The following is a 12,975-nucleotide window of genomic DNA, read 5'->3' on the forward strand; positions in this document are numbered from 1 at the left end:
TTATTGAAACTTTCAAACTTTATACAGCTGCTGAACCAGCAACAATTTCTGAAATTTCAGCAGTGATCGCCGCTTGACGTGCCTTGTTGTAAGACAGCTTCAATTCATTGATCATTTCACCTGCATTGTCAGTTGCATTCTTCATTGCAATCATACGAGCACTTTGCTCACAAGATGCATTTTCTACAACAGAACCAAATACAGTTGCTTCAATATAACGACGCATTAATAAATTCAATGCTGTAGTCGCGTCAGGCTCATATAAATAATCCCAACGAGAATCGTCTGTTTTTTCTTCAGCTTGCAAAGGAACAAGTTGTTGTACAGTAGGTTGTTGAGTCATCGTATTAACGAAGGCATTAGAAGCTAAATAAACTTCATCAACTTCACCTGCGTCAAACTTGTCTAAAACAACTTTAATTGTACCAACTAAGTCCTCAATGTGCGGAGTGTCACCTAGGTCAGAAACGGTTGCAACAACATTTCCACCGTAACTACGGAAGAAAGTTTGTGCTTTGTTACCAACTAAGGCAAGTTCAACCTCTACACCTTGCTCTTGCCAAGCCTTTAGCTTAGGAAGAATTGCACGGAATAAGTTTGAGTTTAAACCACCACAAAGTCCTCGATCAGAAGAGATAACCATTAAACCAACACGTTTAACAGTGTCACGTGTTTGAGTATAAGGATGCTTATACTCAGGGTGTGCACCAGCTACGTGAGTAATAACTCTCTTCACTTTTTCGACGTATGGTTTTGTCGCTTCCATGCGGGCTTGAGCCTTACGCATTTTAGACGCCGCAACCATTTCCATGGCTTTAGTGATTTTTTTGGTATTTGTTACTGAACCAATTTTGGCTCGTATTTCTTTACTACCGCCTGCCATGGCCTACTCCTTAATTAGTAAACGCCGTTAGCCTTGAATGATTCAACGCATGCTTTAACAGCATCAACGATGTCACCATTCCAGTCACCCTTCTCATTGATTTGGGCAGCTAGGTCAGCATTTGCAGAATTTAAGTGAGCGTGTAGAGCAGCTTCAAAGTCTAAGACTTTATCAACTTCTACATCATCTAAGTAGCCTTCATTCGCAGCATACAAAGAGATAGCCATCTCAGCGATAGATAACGGTGAGTATTGCTTTTGCTTCATCAGCTCAGTTACACGCTTACCACGCTCTAACTGTGCTTTAGTTGCTGCATCTAAGTCAGATGCAAACTGAGCAAATGCCGCTAATTCACGGTATTGTGCTAAGTCTAAACGGATACCACCACCTAATTTCTTGATCGCTTTAGTTTGAGCAGCACCACCAACACGTGATACAGATAAACCAGCATTTACAGCAGGACGGATACCTTGAGAGAATAAACCAGTTTCAAGGAAAATCTGACCATCTGTAATAGAGATTACGTTAGTTGGTACGAAAGCAGATACATCACCCGCTTGAGTTTCAATAATTGGAAGAGCCGTTAAAGAACCAGTCTTACCTTTTACTTCACCGTTTGTGAACTTCTCAACATAGTCAGCAGATACACGAGCTGCACGCTCAAGTAAACGAGAATGAAGATAGAAGATATCACCAGGGAATGCTTCACGACCTGGTGGACGACGAAGTAGTAATGAAATCTGACGGTATGACTGAGCTTGTTTAGTTAAATCATCATAGATGATTAACGCATCTTCACCACGGTCACGGTAATATTCACCCATAGCACAACCAGCGAAAGCCGCTAAGTACTGTAGAGCTGCAGGATCAGAAGCGTTAGCTGCAACAATAACAGTGTTATCCATTGCACCGTACTCTTCTAATTTACGTGCTACGTTAGCTACAGTTGAAGCTTTTTGCCCCATTGCTACGTAAATACATTTAACACCAGTGTCTTTCTGAGAAATGATTGCATCGATAGCGATTGCAGTCTTACCAGTTTGACGGTCACCAATGATTAACTCACGTTGACCACGACCTACTGGAATCATTGAATCGATAGATTTAATACCAGTCATCATTGGCTGATCAACTGATTGACGATCAATTACACCAGGAGCGATACGCTCGATAGGTGAAGTTACTTTAGTTTCAATAGGACCTTTACCGTCTACTGGACGACCTAAACCATCGACAACGCGACCGTTCATTTCTGGACCTACTGGTACTTCTAAAATGCGACCAGTACAAGTTACTTTGTCACCTTCAGAAATGTGCTCATATTCACCTAAAACAACAACACCTACTGAATCTGACTCTAAGTTAAGAGCCATACCAAAAGTGTTCTCGTCGAACTGAACCATCTCACCATACATTACGTCTGAGACACCGTGAACAAGTGCGATACCATCAGCGATGCTAACGACTGTTCCTTCGCTGCCAGACTCAGCTAAACCATCAAAACTCTTGATACGGTCTTGAATAAGGTTGCTGATTTCAGAGGCATTCAATTGCATGTTTGTTCCTCTCCATTATTGGGCGATTGCTGCGCCAAGTTTGTTAAGTTGTGAAAGTGCTGAACCATCTATTGCCCAGTCACCGACTTTAATCTTAATTCCGCCGATCAATGAAGAATCTTCTTCATAGTTGATTTCTACTTCGGCATCAAACTTAGCATTTAATGCAGCACTTAATTTTTTCTTCTGCTCAACCGTAGTTTTACGAGCTGAAATCACAGTCGCTCTTACTCGCTTTTCTGCCTGTGCTTTTAAAGTTTCAAAAACTTCAACAACATCAGATAGTGCGCTAAGGCGTTTGTTGTCAGCCATAGCAGTTAAAAGGCCTTTGCCTTCATCCGTCAGATTTTCACCCATTACATCTGTAAACACAGAAACAATCTGGTCTGCACCGTATGCTGGGTTTTTAATCATAGCCGCCATCGCTGGATCATTTGAGATCGTTGCTAGGTTTGCTAGTTCTTCTGACCAACCTGCTAAGCTATTCGCATCTTGTGCAAGTGCGAATACCGCTTCCGCGTAAGGTCTTGCAATTGTCATTAATTGTGCCATAGAGTTTCCTTAGATTGATTTAACCAAGGTTTCAAGCATGTCGTTATGTGTTGCAGCGTCAACTTCTTTTGCAAGAATTTTTTCTGCACCAGATATAGCGATTGAAGCAACTTCTTTACGAAGACCTTCACGCGCACGACTAACTTCTTGCTCTATTTCTGCTTGGGCTGAAGCTTTAATACGGTCTGCTTCTTCCGCGGCTTTTACTTTCGCATCTTCTACGATTTCAGAACCACGCTTTTCAGCTTGACCTAGTATATTTTGAGCTTGTGTTTTAGCGTCTTTAAGCACTTCTTTTGCTTTTTGTTCCGCTAATTCAAGTTCATGCTTACCTTTCTCCGCAGCAGAAAGTCCGTCAGCAATTTTCTTCTGACGATCTTCCATTAGCTTAGACAGTGGTGCCCACAGCACTTTGTTCACAAACCAGATTAGTAGCACAAATGCTATCATCTGGATGAGAAGCGTTGCGTTAATACTCACAGTGGTTACCTCGCCATTCGTTATTTAATAAATACTAGTACTAGATACAGTTTAGTGCGATTAAGCACCAAGCGCTGCAGTCAATGCACCAACGAATGGGTTAGCAAATAAGAACCACATTGCGAAAGCTAGGATGATGAATGGGAAAGATTCCATCAGACCAGCGAAGATGAACATGTTAGTCATTAATGCTGGACGCATTTCTGGCTGACGTGCAATACCTTCAAGAGTTTTAGAACAGATAAGACCCCAACCAATAGCTGAACCCAGACCAGCAGCAGCCAAAATTACACCTACACCAATAGCAGTTGCAGCATAGATATCAGCAATCATAGTAGCAGTTACTTCCATCGATTTTCTCCAAAGTTTAAAGTTAAAAAAATTAAAGTTAATAAAAAAGCTTTTTACCTAAGTAATGAAACATAAGTAGGTGCGCTTAAACCCTTTTGGCAATTCGATTCAGAACCGAATCGCCTATTCTGTTAATTGTTACTTAGGTGGTTTAGTGACCCATTTCAGCATCATCTTCGTGAGCCATACCTAAATAAACAATCGTGAGCACCATAAAGATAAAGGCCTGAAGTGTAATTACCAACAAGTGGAAAATTAACCAACCTAAATCAAGTAGCACTTGTAATGGCGCCCAGAATAGAGCAGCGGCACCCACTGCTAATGTTCCACCGATCAATGCGATCAATAGGAATACTAGTTCCCCTGCGAACATATTACCGAATAGTCGCAAAGCAAGAGAAAGTGGTTTTGAAACTTCTTCAATCAATGTCATTACAATATTGACAGGAATCAAGAATTTTCCAAAAGGGTGGAAAAGGAACATTTTAGTGAATCCCCATACCCCTTTAATTTTTACGTTGTAAAACAGAATTAATGCAAATACAGTGAATGACATAGCCAATGTTGTATTTAAGTCAGTCGTTGGAACGACCTTAAGGTGGGCATGTTCATTTCCTGTAATCACTTGGAATAACATCGGTAATAAATCTACAGGAATTAAATCCATGAAGTTCATTAACCATACCCATAAGAAGATTGTTAATGCTAACGGAGCAATTAAGGCATTATGCCCAGGGAATGCATCTCTAACGTTAGTTGAAACAAAGTCTAGAATAGATTCTACAAAGTTTTGAAAACCGCCAGGTTTACCCGTTTCTAACTGCTTACCTAAACGTGCAGCTACAAAAACAATCAAGGCACCAATCAAAAAACTAATTGCGATAGTATCAAGGTTTAATGCCCAAAATGTCATTTGTCCCTTGTCTATTGCTTCTTGCGCTTCGGCGTTCAAAGCGAGTGTATTGTTTGTCAAGTGATGTTGAATATACTCGACAGTTCCCATCTTTTCAGCACTCAATGGTCTACTCCTTAATCAGTCAAACGTCTTTTACCTTTTAGATTGAAAAGCTGTCCTAACTGCATTAACACAAAGGTTAACACTACTGGAAAAGCTTGACTCTCATCTAGGAAAGACAGACCCAAAATAAATAACACAGCTAATAGAACAAATCTAATCACTGCACTCATATATAAAATTAGTATTCCGGCTTTAGCATCATCTTCGGCTCTTTTATTCGCTTTACTAAAAGTAAAACTTAACATTAGCACGTTCATAATACCTACAAAAAAACCGTATGCGGCGGCTATAATCTGGCCTTGTGTAGCAAATATGGCTACCGCTATCAATCCAATAATTCCCTGGATTTTAAAAGACTTATCCAGTCCTTTAATCATTTTTTGTCTCTTGCTCGTTTTTTGATGGTATGTGATCTAATCGTTTTGTTAACGCATGAACCTTCTGTATTCCACCAATAAAACCTAATACAGCACAACTTAAAAAGAAGATAGGTGTTGTATCAAAAATATGGTCTAGCATATAGCCGACAATAAAGCCGGCTATTAACATCGATGTAAAAATCGAGCCTGCACTTATCAATAAAAAGTTTGCTGCCGGGCTTGGTACCTCTTGCGTTGTATTCTTAACAACCTTCTTATGTTCATAATCGTTATTCATAATTTAAGGCAAACTCTAATAATAATACTGATTAGTTTAACTAAATTCAAACTAAACGGCCGCTAATGATAATGTTTTATAGGGTTAAAATCTACTGTTGATATAGTTTTTATTTGGTTTTTTGACGCTTATTTATAAACACCTACAACATAATGTGATTGGGAAATAAAAAAACACACCATCTACCTTATAACTCTGTATTTGAATTTTTTATTTCAAACGGATCTTTTCAAAATTATTAATGCCTATTTCTACATTAAAGCTAATAAACGCTCTAACTCTTCTATATTTGCATAACTAATTTCAATCTTACCTTTGCCTGTTTCTAAATGGTTAATTTTAACCTTTGCCGCTAACTTTTCACCTAATGCGGTTTCATGCTCCATAACCTTCTCAATCCCTGGAATCGCGTTTTTCTTAGCTTTTTTAACCAGTTTTTTAGGTATTAAAACCTGCTGTGCGGCTTCTTCAATTTCACGTACTGACCAGCCTTTATCAATGGCTTTACTAGCTAACTCCTTTTGAACCGGTTCGGGCAGACTGATAATAGCCCTTGCATGTCCCATGCTTAAGTCGCCTTTGTGTAAAGAGTCTTGAATGCCTTTTGGAAGTTTCAGTAAACGAAGTAAATTAGAAACCGCGGCTCTAGAGCGACCTACTGCATCAGCAACGGCCTGCTGAGTTAAATCGAATTCTTTTAGCAAACGTTTTAAACCTATTGCAGTTTCAATTGGGTTCAAATCTTCACGTTGAATATTCTCAATCAAGGCCATTGCTAAGGTTGCTTGACTATCTGCTTGTCGAATAACTACGGGAACTTTATCTAAGCCAGCTAATTTAGATGCTCTCCAGCGTCGTTCTCCGGCAATAATTTCATATTTATCGGTACCAACTGGGCGCACAATAATAGGCTGAACAACCCCTTGAACTTTAATGGAATCGGCTAATTCTTGTAAAGCGGCATCTTCAAACTGTTGTCTTGGTTGATATTGTCCTGGCTGAAGCTGTTCAATAAGCAATTTTTCAATACGTAAGTCAGCACTACTATTATCTGATTTCTGCTTAGCTCCAAGCATTGCATGAATGCCACGATTTCCCATACCTGAACGTTTTTTAGCCACGAAAGTTCCTACCTTTTAGCGAAGAGTTTTTCTAATTCTTTGAGAGTTTTACATCAATAAAGAGGTAAAGATCTCTATGAGACCTTTGCACGAGATAGGTGCGAAAGAAAAATGAGGTAAAATTTGCCTGATTGCGGCGGAAAACGCAGGGAATAGCTAGCTATTCGCAAGTTTTTCAACAAAAATCAAGTGAATTTTAACCATTTTTACTCGTGCATACTCTCGTGCAAAGGTCTCTCTATATTTTTTAAATTTGTGTTTTACGAATCAACTCATTTGCTAATGCCAAATAAGCGATTGCTCCATTAGAAGTTGCGTCATAATCTAATATAGATTCACCATAGCTAGGCGCCTCTGCTAGTCGTACATTACGTGGAATAATTGTCTGTAAAACCTTCATTCCAAAATGGGCGACTAATTCATTAGAGACATCGTTAGCCAAATTATTACGTCTATCGTGCATGGTTCTCAATAAGCCATCTATATGAAGAGTGGCATTTAATTGGCTTTGCACTGTATCAATAGTGTCCATTAAAGCTGATAACCCCTCTAGCGCAAAAAACTCGCACTGTACTGGTACCAAAATCCCATCTGAGCAGGCCAAAGCATTTAGCGTTAACATGTTTAACGTGGGTGGACAGTCAATGATAATAACTTCATAGTTATCGCGAATCTTTTTAAGCCCTTTGCGCAGTCTTTTAGGCCCCATGTTTTCTTCTAGTAAAGTCACTTCAGCCGCGGTCAAGTCTCCGTTAGCAGGCATTAAGTCTATATTGGCCTGTTCTACATGCACAATGGCTGCCTTAGCTTTTAACTCACCAATGAGCACTTCAAACACCGATGCATTCAATTGCTCTTTATCTACACCAATAGCAACAGTTGCGTTACCTTGAGGGTCTAAATCAATCAACAATACTTTTTTGTTTAAACGCCCAAGTGCTGCGGCTAAATTAACACTGGTTGTGGTTTTACCCACGCCACCTTTTTGGTTTGCAACTGCAATGACTCTTCCCACGCCGATTTTGCCTCTAATGTGGTTTTAAAATGTTAGTTTTTTATGAGACCTTTGAACCCTTAACCAACATGCGTTCTGCATTTAGCTTAGGGACATGAAGTTCATTAACTTCTTCTATTTTTACCAGGCCTGGTAACTTAGTTAAATCTTCAAAATCTTTCTGTGCTTTCATTGCCCACCAAACACCTCCGTTAGGTATTAAGTGGTGTGTCCAATCAAGCATATCTTGAATAGATGCAAACGCTCGCGAAATAACTGCGTCATAAAGCGGTTCTGGTTGATACTCTTCTACACGGTTATGAATGACCTGCGTATTGATCAACCCTAATTCTGCTTTTGCTTGTATTAAAAATCGAGTTTTTTTGCTATTGCTATCCAGTAAATCTATCTGTTTTTCAGGAAAGCAAATCGCCAAAGGAATACCGGGTAAACCGCCCCCCGTTCCCACATCAATAATTCGATCCTGTTTAATATAAGGAACGACAGCCAGACTGTCTAACAAATGCTTAATTAACATCTCTTGGGGATCACGAATGGCGGTTAGATTGTATACTTTATTCCATTTCTGCAATAAGGCTAAATAGGCCATTAACTTATCGATTTGTTCAGCAGATAAGTCTATTTGAAGTTCATCTATGCCTTCAATCAATATTGCTCTTAAGTTATCCATTTAATCTATCAAGCCGAATTTTTTTGTGAACGAAACTTTTTAATTTCTATCAGTAAGATAGACACCGCGGCGGGCGTAATACCCTGAATTCTTCCTGCCATGCCAAGGTTATCTGGCTTATGATCTCGTAACTTCTGTTTAACTTCATTAGATAAACCTGAAATTGTGTCTAAATCTAAATCTTCAGGGATTTTAACTGACTCGGAACGTTTCATCTTGTCAATTTGCTGAATCTGACGATCAATATAACCTGAATATTTGGCTTCTATCTCAATTTGATCTACCACCGCAGAGTCTTCAACACCTTTACCAAAAGTATCAAGAGAAGCTAGTGCATTGTATTGAACATTAGGGCGTTTAAGTAAATCAAATAAGGTTTGCTCTTTACTTAATGGCAAATCCATTAACGCTTCAGCCTTTTTAGCCTCGGCATGAGATGGATAAATCCAAGTATCTTTTAAACGTTCTACTTCTTTCTCTAATGTTTCTAACTTATTTTGGTAAGCTGCCCAACGTGCATCATCAACCAAGCCCATTTCTCGAGCAACCGGTGTCAAACGTTGATCAGCGTTATCTTCTCGCAACATTAAGCGGTATTCTGCCCTAGAAGTAAACATTCTATAAGGTTCATTGGTTCCCATCGTAATTAGATCATCAACCAAAACACCTAAATAAGCTTCATCACGTCGTGGATACCACTGCTCTTTTTGTTGACCTCTGCGTGCAGCATTAATTCCAGCCAACAGGCCTTGAGCAGCCGCTTCTTCATATCCCGTAGTTCCATTAATTTGGCCTGCAAAATACAAGCCTTTTATGGCTTGAGTTTCTAATGTGACCTTTAAACCACGAGGATCAAAATAATCATATTCAATGGCATAACCGGGGCGCATGATTTTAGCATTTTCCAAACCTTGCATGGAATGCACTATTTGCAATTGTGTAGCAAACGGTAAGCTAGTTGAAATCCCATTAGGATAGAGTTCCGAAGTGGTTAAGCCTTCTGGCTCAATGAAAACCTGATGCTTATCTTTATCAGCAAATCGCATGACCTTATCTTCAATAGACGGGCAATATCTTGGCCCAACGCTGTCTATTTCACCTTGGTCAGAATACATAGGGGATTGATCAAGTGATGCCATAATGACATCATGCGTTTTAGAATTGGTATAAGTAATATGACAAGGAATTTGCTTAGGATGCATACTCGTCTTGCCCATATAAGAAAAGACGGGGACAGGGTCATCACCAAGCTGAACCTGCATAGCATCGAAATTAACTGTACGGGCATCAATACGTGGAGGTGTTCCAGTTTTTAAACGACCTACCGGCAAGTTCATTTCTCTTAGACGGTCAGCTAATCGATTCGCTGGCTCGTCACCGGCGCGCCCACCTTCGTAATTTTGCAAGCCAATATGAATACGACCCGCTAAAAATGTGCCCACCGTTAATACCACTTGATTGGCATAAAAACGCAAACCCATTTTGGTAACAACGCCACTAATAGTGTCACCATCTAAAATAATGTCTTCAACTGGCTGCTGAAAAATAGATAAGTTTTCTTGGCTTTCTAATCGAGTACGAATTGCTTGACGATAAAGCACTCTATCTGCTTGTGCACGTGTTGCTCTTACGGCGGGGCCCTTAGAAGCATTTAATATTCTAAACTGAATACCGGCTTCATCAATTGCCAACCCCATTACGCCACCCATAGCGTCAATCTCTTTAACAAGGTGACCTTTTCCAATCCCACCAATCGCTGGATTGCAGGACATTTGTCCAAGTGTATCAATATTGTGTGTTAATAATAAGGTTTGCAAACCCATGCGAGCAGAAGCCAGTGCAGCCTCTGTTCCAGCATGACCACCGCCAACTACTATGACGTCATATTTTGAAGTGTCGGAATGCATATTTCACCTTTAATTAAAGCCGCTTAGCCGTAATGCTTTTTTTCTACCAAATAGCAAAGTATTTTACCATAACAATCATTTATTTGCGTAATGCAGAAACACAACCTAATTTAAACTCATATTCTCTCACTAGTAGAAAGCTACCAGGCCTGGTAAGATTGAATAAGATATATATTCTGAAGAGTTGTAGAGAGCATAAATCATGATAAAAACTGACTTAAAACGGCTTTATAATTTCACCAAATTCATCGCGTATGTATTGCCTGTATTAGTTATGACAGGTTGTGCTTCTTTACCCTATTCTGCGCAAAACTTAGAAATCCAACCCAAAGATACCTTTTTTCTAAAACAAGCACTTGAAATAGCACCCAATAGCGCGCGTGTTTATATTCAGCAGGGTGAATCAAACACCAGTGGTTTTGATCATTCCGCGCAACACTGCCGAGTAGAAATTAGCAACTTAAGTGAACATAAACAAATTATTAAACCCGAACACTTCATTATCGAATCGGTCTCAGTGGATGAAGAAGCTATTGCTAAAATCCACCGCAAAGCAACTCAACTGGCTTTTAATTTAGCAAACAATACACAAACGGACTTTCCGGTTTTTATCGGATATTTAGGATTAGGCAATCAAGAACTCCCAGAAACTATGGATTTAATTCATATTTACCTTAAGTCAACAAAACAACCTAATGTTTACCGATTAACCTGTGCAGGGGCTTTAAGCAATGGAAACCCAATGGACGCGCCTCGAAGTTATCGACCGGATTTAAAAGCAATAAATCACATTTTAGGCTCAGTTGGCGAAATTAGAATTTATCGTTAATTATCCAAATCAACTCTAGCCGTCCAAAACATTCTTAATTAGGGCGTTTACCATTAGGATTTGGGCGCATAGTTAAAAGCTCTTCAACTTCGTGCTGCGAATAACCTCGACTAAAAGCAAATTGCGCAAGCTGATTAGCTCTACTAGATAGTTCCTCTGGGTTCATACCATTTTCAATCGCTTCTTCAAGCCATTCTGACAATAAATCAATGGTATAAGCCTCCACCTCATTCTCATCCGCACCCTTAGAAATTAAACGTTCTAAATTTTGGTCAAAGCTTTCAATTAATTGCTTAGCCTTAAGGGCGTTTTTAATATCAACTACATCATGTTCTGACATTTTTATCCTTACAAAACTGAAAATAAAAGACCAGGCCTGGTAACCCTGACAATTTTTTATACTAATAGAGACCTTTGCACGAGAGTATGAACGAGTAAAAATGGTTCTAGGTGCCCCTTGAGGGTAAAAATTCACCTGATTTTTGTTGGAAACCTTGCGAATAGCTAGCTATTCCCTGCGTTTTCCGCCGCAAACGAAGAACTCGACGCCCGAAGGGGTAAGTCGAGAATCAGGCAAATTTTTCCTCATTTTTCTTTCGCACCTATCTCGTGCAAAGGTCTCTAAAGTTTTTACTCAAGTTTTATAGCTTTTTTTTAACACTCTCTAGCAAATATGTTCGATTTCTACTCTTTTTTTAAAAAAAAATCAACTTTTTTCTAATCACCCTCTAGCTACTACTCTAATAGTATCTAGAGGGTGATTGAAAAGCCGGTTTTAAGCCTTTGACAAAGCCCCCCCCTTGTAACCAAAGCTACTAACATGTTACCTTTTAAAAGGTTTACATAAAATTTAATTGTGCATTACAAGCTTTTTAGCACAGAATACCGGAGAAAAAACGTTTTGAAAAAACTAGTATTAATAGCCTCTACCGCCACCCTTCTTCCAGCGACTGCAATGGCAGAATTAACGGTTGACGCCTATGGCTCAATTCGAGTTCAAGCTGAATCCGTTAGCGTTGATAAAGTAACCAATGCAGGAGACGACAAAAGCTACACTGGTTTTAGAGACGCATATTCTCGTTTTGGTGTAAAAGCTAGCTACCCGTTAAGCAACGGTACAACCCTTGGTGCAAAATTAGAAATTCCATTCAATACCGCCGAAATGAAAATGAACGATCCAACTGGTTTTGCAGCCTACTACAAAGATCCTAATTCTTTAGATAACAATTACCCTAGAATTTATAAATTAACAGCTTCTGGCGACTGGGGTTCTCTTGCTATTGGTAAACAATGGTTAACTTACTACAATTATGTATCTTACCCTGTAGATTATTTCAGCTCTTTCTATTCTGGATGGTCAACATATGCATATTTTAGAAGAGAAGCTGTTACATATACATCTCCTTCTTTCTCTGGGTTAAGTTTTGCAGCTTCTGCAGTAGACGTTAGTGACTCTAAAGACTCTAACTACCTAGATACTATGCAATATGCTCTTTCCTATACCAATGAAGGCCTAACACTCTCTGCTGCTTATGAGGACCAAGATGAAAACATTGGTGGAACTGAAACATTAGGTCTTTCAGCTTCATATACAACAGGACCATGGCGCTTTGCAACTAAGTTTGAACAGGCTAATTCTGACATTAGCATTTACAATCTATATGGTTCATACAACCTAGGCAAGTACACATTTAAAGCACACGTTTCTGAAGGTGATGAAGATGGATATGCTGCTGGTACGACGATTCACTTAGGTACAGATTATCAATACACTAAAAACCTTAAAGTATTTGTAGAATATATTGCAGAAGAGAACAGCTACGCTGTACTACCTGATTTAGATATCGCAGACTACCTAAATGCAGGATATTACTCTTATGGCGAAAACTCTCAAGCAATTGCAGTCGGTGCACGTTACGACTTCTAGAATCGAAAA

15 protein-coding genes are annotated in these 12,975 nt (G+C 39.3%); 2 read left to right on the forward strand and 13 right to left on the reverse strand.

Features of this window, described 5'->3' with window-relative positions; genetic code table 11:
• Positions 1 to 19: 19 nt before the first annotated feature.
• The 12 genes from atpG to mnmG all read right to left on the reverse strand — a co-directional run bounded on the left by atpG (position 20) and on the right by mnmG (position 10,210).
• On the reverse strand, positions 20 to 883 hold the full coding sequence (gene atpG, locus BS34_RS0111265) for a F0F1 ATP synthase subunit gamma (protein ID WP_029408611.1): 864 nt from the start codon (positions 881 to 883) through the stop codon (positions 20 to 22).
• A 14-nt stretch (positions 884 to 897) separates the two neighbouring features.
• A complete protein-coding gene (atpA, locus tag BS34_RS0111270; protein WP_029408612.1) occupies positions 898 to 2,439 on the reverse strand; it encodes a F0F1 ATP synthase subunit alpha in 1,542 nt (513 codons plus the stop codon).
• 15 nt (positions 2,440 to 2,454) lie between these two features.
• Positions 2,455 to 2,991 (reverse strand): F0F1 ATP synthase subunit delta, encoded by a 537-nt coding sequence (locus BS34_RS0111275; RefSeq protein WP_029408613.1) that lies wholly within the window; start codon positions 2,989 to 2,991, stop codon positions 2,455 to 2,457.
• 9 nt (positions 2,992 to 3,000) lie between these two features.
• The gene (locus BS34_RS0111280) at positions 3,001 to 3,471 is read right to left on the reverse strand and encodes a F0F1 ATP synthase subunit B (RefSeq protein WP_029408614.1); all 471 of its coding nucleotides are present in this window, start codon (positions 3,469 to 3,471) and stop codon (positions 3,001 to 3,003) included.
• A 60-nt stretch (positions 3,472 to 3,531) separates the two neighbouring features.
• A complete protein-coding gene (gene atpE, locus BS34_RS0111285) occupies positions 3,532 to 3,822 on the reverse strand; it encodes a F0F1 ATP synthase subunit C (RefSeq protein ID WP_029408615.1) in 291 nt (96 codons plus the stop codon).
• A gap of 151 nt (positions 3,823 to 3,973) precedes the next feature.
• The gene (gene atpB / locus BS34_RS0111290) at positions 3,974 to 4,840 is read right to left on the reverse strand and encodes a F0F1 ATP synthase subunit A (RefSeq protein WP_029408616.1); all 867 of its coding nucleotides are present in this window, start codon (positions 4,838 to 4,840) and stop codon (positions 3,974 to 3,976) included.
• A gap of 11 nt (positions 4,841 to 4,851) precedes the next feature.
• Complete coding sequence (locus BS34_RS0111295; protein WP_029408617.1) at positions 4,852 to 5,217, reverse strand: ATP synthase subunit I; 366 nt, start codon at positions 5,215 to 5,217, stop codon at positions 4,852 to 4,854.
• Complete coding sequence (locus BS34_RS0111300; protein ID WP_029408618.1) at positions 5,210 to 5,497, reverse strand: AtpZ/AtpI family protein; 288 nt, start codon at positions 5,495 to 5,497, stop codon at positions 5,210 to 5,212. Before BS34_RS0111300 ends, BS34_RS0111295 begins: the two co-directional genes overlap by 8 nt.
• 251 nt (positions 5,498 to 5,748) lie before the next feature.
• Positions 5,749 to 6,618 carry a ParB/RepB/Spo0J family partition protein gene (locus BS34_RS0111305; RefSeq protein WP_029408619.1) on the reverse strand — a complete coding sequence of 290 codons (870 nt, stop codon included), beginning with the start codon at positions 6,616 to 6,618 and terminating at the stop codon, positions 5,749 to 5,751.
• A gap of 247 nt (positions 6,619 to 6,865) precedes the next feature.
• Positions 6,866 to 7,633 carry a ParA family protein gene (locus tag BS34_RS0111310; protein ID WP_029408620.1) on the reverse strand — a complete coding sequence of 256 codons (768 nt, stop codon included), beginning with the start codon at positions 7,631 to 7,633 and terminating at the stop codon, positions 6,866 to 6,868.
• Positions 7,634 to 7,673: 40 nt separating this feature from the next.
• Complete coding sequence (rsmG, locus tag BS34_RS0111315) at positions 7,674 to 8,303, reverse strand: 16S rRNA (guanine(527)-N(7))-methyltransferase RsmG (protein WP_029408621.1); 630 nt, start codon at positions 8,301 to 8,303, stop codon at positions 7,674 to 7,676.
• Between the two features lie 8 nt (positions 8,304 to 8,311).
• Positions 8,312 to 10,210 (reverse strand): tRNA uridine-5-carboxymethylaminomethyl(34) synthesis enzyme MnmG, encoded by a 1,899-nt coding sequence (mnmG, locus tag BS34_RS0111320; RefSeq protein ID WP_029408622.1) that lies wholly within the window; start codon positions 10,208 to 10,210, stop codon positions 8,312 to 8,314.
• Positions 10,211 to 10,412: 202 nt separating this feature from the next.
• Between mnmG and BS34_RS0111325 the strand changes: the two genes are divergently transcribed.
• Positions 10,413 to 11,039, forward strand: a complete 627-nt coding sequence (locus tag BS34_RS0111325; protein ID WP_029408623.1) for a hypothetical protein — start codon at positions 10,413 to 10,415, stop codon at positions 11,037 to 11,039.
• A gap of 34 nt (positions 11,040 to 11,073) precedes the next feature.
• Here BS34_RS0111325 and BS34_RS0111330 read toward each other — a convergent pair whose 3' ends face one another.
• Entirely contained in the window at positions 11,074 to 11,379 is a 306-nt protein-coding gene (locus tag BS34_RS0111330; RefSeq protein ID WP_029408624.1) for a hypothetical protein, read from the reverse strand.
• Positions 11,380 to 11,940: 561 nt separating this feature from the next.
• Here BS34_RS0111330 and BS34_RS0111335 point away from each other — a divergent pair.
• Positions 11,941 to 12,966, forward strand: coding sequence for a porin (locus tag BS34_RS0111335; protein ID WP_029408625.1), 1,026 nt, complete (start codon positions 11,941 to 11,943; stop codon positions 12,964 to 12,966).
• Positions 12,967 to 12,975: the final 9 nt, after the last annotated feature.

It is taken from the genome of Thiomicrorhabdus sp. Milos-T2, assembly GCF_000702325.1.
GTDB lineage: Bacteria > Pseudomonadota > Gammaproteobacteria > Thiomicrospirales > Thiomicrospiraceae > Thiomicrorhabdus.

What these genes read in the sequence shown, in the direction of transcription:
- atpG (WP_029408611.1), bottom strand. Translation starts at nt 883, where the DNA reads ATGGCAGGCGGTAGTAAAGAAATACGAGCCAAAATTGGTTCAGTAACA.
- atpA (WP_029408612.1), bottom strand. Translation starts at nt 2,439, where the DNA reads ATGCAATTGAATGCCTCTGAAATCAGCAACCTTATTCAAGACCGTATC.
- BS34_RS0111275 (WP_029408613.1), bottom strand. Translation starts at nt 2,991, where the DNA reads ATGGCACAATTAATGACAATTGCAAGACCTTACGCGGAAGCGGTATTC.
- atpE (WP_029408615.1), bottom strand. Translation starts at nt 3,822, where the DNA reads ATGGAAGTAACTGCTACTATGATTGCTGATATCTATGCTGCAACTGCT.
- BS34_RS0111295 (WP_029408617.1), bottom strand. Translation starts at nt 5,217, where the DNA reads ATGATTAAAGGACTGGATAAGTCTTTTAAAATCCAGGGAATTATTGGA.
- BS34_RS0111300 (WP_029408618.1), bottom strand. Translation starts at nt 5,497, where the DNA reads ATGAATAACGATTATGAACATAAGAAGGTTGTTAAGAATACAACGCAA.
- rsmG (WP_029408621.1), bottom strand. Translation starts at nt 8,303, where the DNA reads ATGGATAACTTAAGAGCAATATTGATTGAAGGCATAGATGAACTTCAA.
- mnmG (WP_029408622.1), bottom strand. Translation starts at nt 10,210, where the DNA reads ATGCATTCCGACACTTCAAAATATGACGTCATAGTAGTTGGCGGTGGT.
- BS34_RS0111325 (WP_029408623.1), top strand. Translation starts at nt 10,413, where the DNA reads ATGATAAAAACTGACTTAAAACGGCTTTATAATTTCACCAAATTCATC.
- BS34_RS0111330 (WP_029408624.1), bottom strand. Translation starts at nt 11,379, where the DNA reads ATGTCAGAACATGATGTAGTTGATATTAAAAACGCCCTTAAGGCTAAG.